The organism is Paenibacillus sp. J45TS6 (genome assembly GCF_018403285.1).
Lineage (GTDB): Bacteria > Bacillota > Bacilli > Paenibacillales > Paenibacillaceae > Paenibacillus.
In genome coordinates this window covers 1-206 of the sequence record NZ_BOSJ01000130.1, presented here as the reverse complement: position 1 = coordinate 206, position 206 = coordinate 1, and the positions used below count along the sequence as shown (strand labels likewise).

Below are 206 nucleotides of genomic sequence, written 5' to 3'. Positions count from 1 at the left end.
ATCCGGTGAAATTTTAATACCTGTGAAGATGCAGGTTACCCGCGACAAGACGGAAAGACCCCATGGAGCTTTACTGCAGCTTGATATTGGATTTGGGTACGATCTGTACAGGATAGGTGGGAGCCTAAGAAGCATGAGCGCCAGCTTGTGTGGAGGCAACGTTGGGATACCACCCTGATCGTATCTAGGTTCTAACTTGGTACCGT

At 49.0% G+C, this 206-nt stretch carries 1 rRNA gene; it reads left to right on the top strand.

The annotated features are described in order from the left end of the window. Positions 1–206: ribosomal RNA gene (locus KJS58_RS25350) — 23S ribosomal RNA — on the top strand; the annotation flags it as partial.